The sequence below is a fragment of the Corynebacterium sp. HMSC076D02 genome, assembly GCF_001813815.1.
GTDB classification, from domain to species: Bacteria; Actinomycetota; Actinomycetes; order Mycobacteriales; family Mycobacteriaceae; genus Corynebacterium; species Corynebacterium simulans.
In genome coordinates this window covers 212,284-219,753 of the sequence record NZ_KV814037.1, presented here as the reverse complement: position 1 = coordinate 219,753, position 7,470 = coordinate 212,284, and the positions used below count along the sequence as shown (strand labels likewise).

5 protein-coding genes are annotated in these 7,470 nt (G+C 60.5%); 3 read left to right on the top strand and 2 right to left on the bottom strand.

Going from position 1 to position 7,470, the window contains the following annotated elements:
- Positions 1 to 828: lipase family protein (locus tag HMPREF2935_RS01770; protein WP_168166281.1), on the top strand; the 828-nt coding region annotated here is incomplete at its 5' end.
- A gap of 107 nt (positions 829 to 935) precedes the next feature.
- Here the strand turns inward: HMPREF2935_RS01770 and HMPREF2935_RS01765 are convergent.
- Positions 936 to 3,656, bottom strand: coding sequence for an ATP-dependent Clp protease ATP-binding subunit (locus HMPREF2935_RS01765; RefSeq protein ID WP_070731718.1), 2,721 nt, complete (start codon positions 3,654 to 3,656; stop codon positions 936 to 938).
- Between the two features lie 252 nt (positions 3,657 to 3,908).
- On the opposite strand from HMPREF2935_RS01765, the gene HMPREF2935_RS01760 reads away from it, so the two are divergent.
- Both HMPREF2935_RS01760 and HMPREF2935_RS01755 read left to right on the top strand, forming a co-directional pair.
- The gene (locus HMPREF2935_RS01760) at positions 3,909 to 5,309 is read left to right on the top strand and encodes a hypothetical protein (RefSeq protein WP_083313157.1); all 1,401 of its coding nucleotides are present in this window, start codon (positions 3,909 to 3,911) and stop codon (positions 5,307 to 5,309) included.
- Between the two features lie 13 nt (positions 5,310 to 5,322).
- Positions 5,323 to 5,946 (top strand): flagellar basal body-associated FliL family protein, encoded by a 624-nt coding sequence (locus HMPREF2935_RS01755; protein ID WP_070731717.1) that lies wholly within the window; start codon positions 5,323 to 5,325, stop codon positions 5,944 to 5,946.
- A gap of 7 nt (positions 5,947 to 5,953) precedes the next feature.
- Here HMPREF2935_RS01755 and HMPREF2935_RS01750 read toward each other — a convergent pair whose 3' ends face one another.
- Complete coding sequence (locus HMPREF2935_RS01750; protein ID WP_256380763.1) at positions 5,954 to 7,378, bottom strand: MDR family MFS transporter; 1,425 nt, start codon at positions 7,376 to 7,378, stop codon at positions 5,954 to 5,956.
- Between the last annotated feature and the right edge of the window lie 92 nt (positions 7,379 to 7,470).

The window sequence follows — 7,470 nt, the reverse complement described above, 5'->3', positions numbered from 1 at the left end:
ATCAATGTCAACTATGAATCCCCGTTGTATTCCAAGTTCCTGGACCGCGGAATGCGCCTGGTCATCACGGATTACATTGGTTTGGGTACCCCGGGTGTGCACACCTATGCCAACCGGCTTGAGCAAGGGCACGCGCTTATCGACGCCGCACGGGCCGCCGCATCTGGGCCCGTCGCATTCTTTGGCTATTCCCAGGGTGGCGGTGCTGCAGCCGCTGCGGCTGAGCTCGTTCCGGAATATGCGCCGGAGCTAGACCTGCGTGCGACTTTTGCGGGCGCTCCTCCGGCAGACCTAGTGAAGGTGCTCGCCGGTTCCCCACGGCTTGGGCCGAACTTGGCCTATGCCATTGAAGGATTTAGCGCCCGTTCGCAGGATTTCTCCGCCGCGATCGACGAGTACTTCAACGCCAAGGGCAAGCACTGGTTGGAAGAAAACTCCCGCTCCTGCATCGTGGATTCCTCGATGCGCTGGTCCATGACGGATCTGTCCGAGCTCACCGACACTGGAATTTCGATGAGCGAGTTCATCACCTCCGATGAGCGGGTGCGCTCCGTGCTGGAAGCACAACGCATCGGCAACCTGCGCCCGGCCGGCAAGGTTTTGGTGGGCAGCGCACCCAACGACGACATCGTGGACCACGCCCAAGCAATGCAGCTAGCCACCGACTGGCAAGAGCTCGGCGGTGAAGTAGAAACCCTCGAAGACCGCGGCGGTGCACTCTCCTCCCGCGTTGCCGGCGGCCACATCGCAGGTCTTATCGGACAATATGAACCAGCAATCGATTGGCTCGAAGAGACCCTAAGCACCGAAGCAGAATCTGCAGAGTAGAGCAGAGAGAAGAAACTAAGCGAATCTAGAAGAAAGCAAACGAAAGGGGCGCCTGCGTACTCATGTTGTACGCAGGCGCCCCTATTGCTTTCAGCTAGCGGCGAGCCTTAGAGCGGCTGGCCAGCACCAGCTGCTGGTGGGTTGCCCTCGCCGTCGTCATCATTGGACTCTGGCAAGACGTCGCTGGAGAGGATATCCGGGGCTTCGGTGGAATCTACAGCGGTAGTCTCTTCCTCGTTCTCGCGCACCTCAGCGTCAGCGAGGTCATCCTCAAAGGTGCCCTCCGGCAGTGGGCGCGGACGCGGCGTAAAGGTGAAGGTGGCCTTGGAGTTGTCCTTGGACTCACCATCCCAATTCTCCACGCCAACGGTGATGATTTCACCAGCGCCGATTTCGCCGAAGAGAATCTTCTCAGAGAGCTGATCCTCAATCTCGCGCTGGATGGTGCGACGCAGCGGGCGCGCACCGAGGACTGGGTCGAAGCCGCGCTTTGCCAGCAAGTCCTTTGCCTTCTGGGTCAGCTCGATGCCCATGTCGCGCTCAGCCAGCTGCTTCTCCACGCGGCCGATGAGAAGCTCAACCATCTCGACGATCTGCTCCTGAGTGAGCTGGTGGAAGACCACGATCTCGTCGATGCGGTTCAGGAACTCTGGGCGGAAGTGCTTCTTCAGCTCATCGTTGACCTTGTTCTTCATGCGCTCGTACTGCGCATCAGAATCGTTCTCAGAGGAGCCGGTGAAGCCCAAGCCCACGGCCTTGGAAATGTCCTGGGTGCCCAGGTTCGAGGTGAAGATCAGAACGGTGTTCTTGAAGTCCACGATGCGACCCTGACCGTCGGTCAGGCGACCATCCTCGAGGACCTGCAGCAAGGTGTTGTAAATCTCCTTGTGGGCCTTCTCGATCTCGTCGAAGAGAACCACGGAGAATGGCTTGCGGCGAACCTTCTCGGTGAGCTGGCCGCCCTCTTCGTAGCCGACGTATCCCGGAGGAGCACCGAAGAGTCGGGACGCGGTGAAACGGTCGTGGAACTCACCCATGTCGATCTGGATGAGGTCATCATCAGAGCCGAACAGGAAGTTAGCCAGGGACTTGGAAAGCTCCGTCTTACCAACGCCGGACGGGCCGGCGAAGATGAAGGAGCCGGAAGGACGGCGTGGGTCCTTGAGGCCTGCACGGGTACGGCGGATAGCACGGGAGACGGCCTTGACGGCATCGTCCTGGCCAATAATGCGCTTGTGCAGCTCCTCTTCCATGTGCAGCAGACGGGAGGATTCCTTCTCCGTCAGCTTGAGCACAGGGATGCCGGTCCAGTGCGCCAGAACCTCTGCGATTTGGTCCTCGCCTACCTCGGCGATCTCCTCAAGGTCGCCAGAGCGCCACTGCTTTTCCTTCTCCGCGCGCTCTTCACCGAGCTTGCGCTCCTGGTCACGCAGGCCAGCTGCCTTCTCGAAGTCTTGAGCATCGATGGCGGTTTCCTTTTCCTTGCGCACCTGGGCGATGCGCTCATCGACCTCACGCAGGCCTTCCGGCGCGGTCATGCGCTTGATGCGCATGCGGGCGCCGGCCTCGTCGAGGAGGTCAACTGCCTTGTCCGGCAGGAAGCGGTCATTAATGTAGCGGTCAGACAACGATGCCGCAGCCTTCAGTGCTTCATCGGTGTAGGAGACGCGGTGGTGTGCCTCGTACTTATCGCGCAGGCCCTTGAGAATCAGGATGGTGTCATCCAAGGATGGCTCGTCCACCTTGACCGGCTGGAAGCGACGCTCCAGTGCGGCATCCTTCTCGATGTGTTTGCGGTACTCATCAAGCGTGGTTGCACCGATGGTCTGCAGCTCGCCACGGGCCAGCTTCGGCTTCAGCAGCGAAGCAGCATCGATAGCACCCTCTGCGGCACCTGCACCAACGAGGGTGTGGATCTCATCGATGAACAGGATGATGTCACCGCGCTGGTTAATCTCCTTCAGGACCTTCTTCAGGCGTTCCTCAAAGTCACCGCGGTAACGGGAACCTGCAACGAGGGAACCCAAGTCCAGCGAGTAAAGCTGCTTATCCTTCAGGGTCTCTGGGACCTTGCCGTTGACGATGTCGAGAGCCAGGCCCTCAACGACGGCGGTCTTACCAACGCCCGGCTCACCGATGAGGACCGGGTTGTTCTTGGTACGGCGGGAAAGCACCTGCATGATGCGCTCAACCTCGGACTCGCGGCCGACAACTGGGTCAAGCTTGCCGTCCTTGGCTGCCTGGGTGAGGTTACGGCCGAACTGGTCCAGCACCAGGGAGTTGGAACGCTCGCCGGAACCCGACGGCGCGGTGCGGCCGCCAGAACCAACGCCGGCGCCAGCGCCGACGGGACCGCCCTGGGACTGGCCGTCATTTTCACCATTGCCACCCTCGTAACCAGAAAGCAGCTGGATAACCTGCTGACGCACGCGTGGCAGGTCAGCGCCGAGCTTGATCAGCACCTGCGCAGCAACGCCTTCACCCTCACGGATGAGGCCGAGCAGGAGGAACTCGGTGCCGATGTACTTGTGGCCCATCTGCAGGCCCTCGCGCAGGGAAAGCTCCAAGACCTTCTTAGCGCGTGGAGTAAACGGAATGTGGCCGGTGTGCGGCTGGGAGCCGTGGCCAATGATTTCCTCAACCTCGCGGCGCACGTCCTCGAGCGAGATGCCCATGGACTCGAGGGCCTTTGCGGCAACGCCTTCACCCTCGTGGATGAGGCCGAGCAGGATGTGCTCGGTGCCGATGTAGTTGTGGTTGAGCATGCGTGCTTCCTCCTGCGCCAGGACGATGACGCGGCGAGCACGGTCAGTAAACCTCTCGAACATTGCCTTATACCTCTATGCTTTCGCTAATAATGTGTCATCCACTCTAACGCGCTGACTGGACATGCAATTCGCCGTTTTTTAAACCCACCCATCTATATCCCCATTTTCCCAGCTCACACCACTGTACGCCGGTAGCGAACAGGAAGTTTATGCCACTTGTATGCCCCTTTTCGCTTAGCGATGTCCGTTTGGCCGTTACTCTTAATGAAGAAACGTCCCCCTATACCGCTTGCCTTTAAAGGATGAATCCCTGTGAAAAAGCTCCCTGAGTTCTTCTCTACTCAGCATCAACTTCGTCAGCTTTCCGTAATGGACGAATCCCCGGTCTCCACGCTTTTCGGTGTCGTGGACTCCTCTAATAAGCCAATGACGGTCGAGCTTTTTGAGCCCAACCACCGCGGTGCGGTTAAGCAAGCCTCCGCGCTTTCCGACGTCCACCATCGCTCCATCGCCCCGCTCGTCGGCACCGGAACCACAGAAAAGGGCCAGGACTTTCTGGTGCGCGCCGCACTTTCCGGCGAGCCGCTTTCTACCTTCACCGGCTCTGGCCTAGGCGCGCAGCATCTCACCAAGACCGAGGCGCTTTCAGTTTTTACTCCTTTGGCCGAGGCAGTGGATTACCTGTTGCAGAACAACCAGGCGGGCTTTGCCATGCATGCGCTGCATCCGCGCCGCATCATGGTTACGGGTTCGCGCAGCAATGCGGTGCTGTGTGCGGCAGGCCCGGGCGTGGGCAACGTCACCGCTGAGCAGGTCACGCAGCGCTTTGCGGAGCTCATTAAATCTGCGCATCCGGAGTTCAAACCAGATTCCCAGTTCCACACGGCTGGCTCGGTTATCGACGCCCTGCGTCACGCCTCTACTTCCACAGGTACCGCTGCAGCGGGCGTCGCTGCAGCGGGAGCAGCTGGTGCCGCAGCCGCAGGTTTTGCTTCCCAGTTCGCCAGCCCGCAAGCTGCGGCAACCCGCGAGCAAACCCACCCGCAGACGCAGCCTCAGCCAGCGCAGCAGGCCCCGCAGCAGCAGATGCCACCGCAGTACATGCCGCAACAGCAGCCGATGATGCAGCAAGGCCAGTACCAGCAGGGGTTCCAGCAAGGCTACCCACAAGGCCAGCCGCAGGGGCAGATGCAGGGCCAACCACACGGCGCGGAATTTGCTACACCGGTTGCAGAAAAGAAGTCCGGCTCTGGCAAGAAGACCGGCCTCATCGCGCTGTGCGCCGCACTGGCAGTGGTCGTTCTCGCCGCCGCCGGCATCTTCTTCAAGCAGTACCCGGGCTGGAACGATGATGAAAGCAACCTCGCAGAGGCCTACCCTGGCCTGCTGGGCTCGCGCAGCGGCACCTCCGGCTATGGCGATACCAAGTGCCACCACCGCGAGCCGGAGGAAGGCCAGCTGGCGAAGATCACCTGTGAGGGCGACGATTTAAGCTATTCTGTCGCCTCCTACGAATCCGTGGAAGCCCGCGACGCCATCCTGCCTTCGGATCCCACCGAGCTTTCCAATGGTCAGTGCACCGTCCAGAGCTTCGAAGCCCCGAACGCCGAGGAGCCGACCTATTACATGGCAGTGCCTGGCACCCAGTCCGCCTTCATTATCTGGGGCGCAGACGCGGAGAACGCGCGCCTAAAGATGCAATTGTGCGCCTAAAGGAGCAGCGACCATGGATAATTCGCAGGAAAACAAGACCATCTACATCGCGATTGCCGTCGCAGTCCTAGCACTTATTGCACTGGTAGGCGGCAGTGTTCTGGCCATGCGAATGCTGGGCGGCGCCAAAGAAAATGCGCAGTCCCAGCTAGCCCCACTTGCCGAAGCCCCTGCAACTGAGAGCACCGCGAAAGAAAGCGCTGAGCCGAAAAGCAGCGACAACAGCAAGAGCAAAGTAACAGAAGCTGCAACCCTGACCAAGACCGTGGAGCAGACGGTCACGCAGGAATACACCGCTCCTGCCCCGACTAAGTCCAACCCGGGCCTGCCCGCTGGATTTAATCCCGCCACCGTGGCTTGCGACGGCCACGGCGTGCTCATCGTCGATTCCGTCGTGGCCGGCAGCCCAGAAGAGGCCCTTCCACAGCTTGAGCGCTCAGTCGCTGCCTACCCCGGCGCGGAATACTACAACCCAGGTATCTGCCCATCTGTGCGCGGCGAGGTAGCAGAGGGCAAGGTCTACCCGGTGGCCATCGATTATGGCTTCGATACCGATGCTCTGTGTTCCGCAGCTTCCCGCCTGGGTGGCAACCCGCGTATCCTCTCCAACCGTGCGGAGTTCCTCTCCCCCTGCTAGCTAGAGGCTAATCCTGCGGAACCGGACGCAGCATCGGCGCGAGCACGAGTGCCACAAGCGATGCGACGGCCGCGAACAAGAATGCCCAGTGCGTGCCCTGTGCGGTGGCGGCGGCTTCGTCCATGCCCGCCTCCATTCCAGCAACAGTGCCGCGGGTCAAGAAGACGACTAGGAAGGCCGTGCCCATCGCACCGGCAAGCTGCTGCAGAGTGTTCATGATTGCCGAGCCATGCGAGTAGAGCTCATTCGGCAGCGAGGACAAAGCCGTAGTCATTAGCGGAGTCATCATAAGGCCAATACCCACCGCAAAGGTCACGTGCATGACCACCACAAGCCACACCGGAGAGCCCTCCCCCAGCGTTGCCATCGCGCCAAGCCCCAACACCAGCAGGATGGCGCCGGGAATCATCAACGGGCGCGGGCCATGAGAGTCATAGATGCGCCCCACAAATGGCGAGACAAGGCCCTGCAGCAGGCCGCCCGGCATCACCACCAGGCCAGTAACCAAGGCGGAAACGCCGAGGGAGGTTTGCAGGTAAATCGGCAAGACCGTCACCGAGCCCAGCATCAGCCCAAAGGAAACCAGCATGATGACCACGGCAATCGTGTAATTGCGCACGCGGAAGGGGCGCAAGTCCATCAGCGCGTGGTTCTCCTTGCCCAACGCTAGCTGTCGCTTAGCAAAGACAACCAAAGCCACCGCGCCCACCACGGTGGCGATAATTTCCACCAGGCCGTCGCCTTCCAGCATCTTTTCGATGGATGAAAGCCCGTAGACCAGCCCGCCGAAGGCGAATACCGAAAGCACCACCGACAATGGGTCCAGCGGGGTATCGCGGCTTTCCCCGACGTCGACAAGCTTGGCCATGCCCGCTACCACCAGCAACGCCATCAGCGGGGCCATCGCCCAGAAGATGAAGTGCCAGCTCAAAGCATTAACAATCGCGCCGCCCACCGTGGGGCCTAGGGCGGGAGCCACCGAAATGACAATCGAGATGATGCCCATCACCGATCCACGGCGCTGCGGCGGAACCAGGGTCATAGCCACCGTCATCAACGTCGGAATCATTAGCGCCGTGCCCGCCGCCTGCACCACGCGTCCGCCAAGCAAGACCAAGAAGGCTGGCGCCAGCGCCGCAATCACGGTGCCGGCGAGGAAGAGTCCGGTCGAAGCAAAGAAGATCTGCCTGGTGCTAAAGCGCTCCAGCAGGTACCCCGTGGTGGGAATAACCACACCCATGGTCAGCATGAAACCCGTGGTCAGCCACTGCGCCGCCGTCGCCGGGATGGAAAAGTCTGCCATGACGGCAGGCAATGCCACCGACAACGAGGTCTCGTTCAAGATCATGATCATGGCGCCCAAGACCAGAATCGTGAGGTTAATAACTACGTCGCGGGACAAGGAATCGGGAGCAGAAGAATTTTGGGACACGAAGACAGAGATTAGGGCAATCCCGCGCGCATCTTGCAGCAAGACCAGGCGTTTGTGAGAAAAGACACTTCAAAGGCGATCTGGGGAGTTCT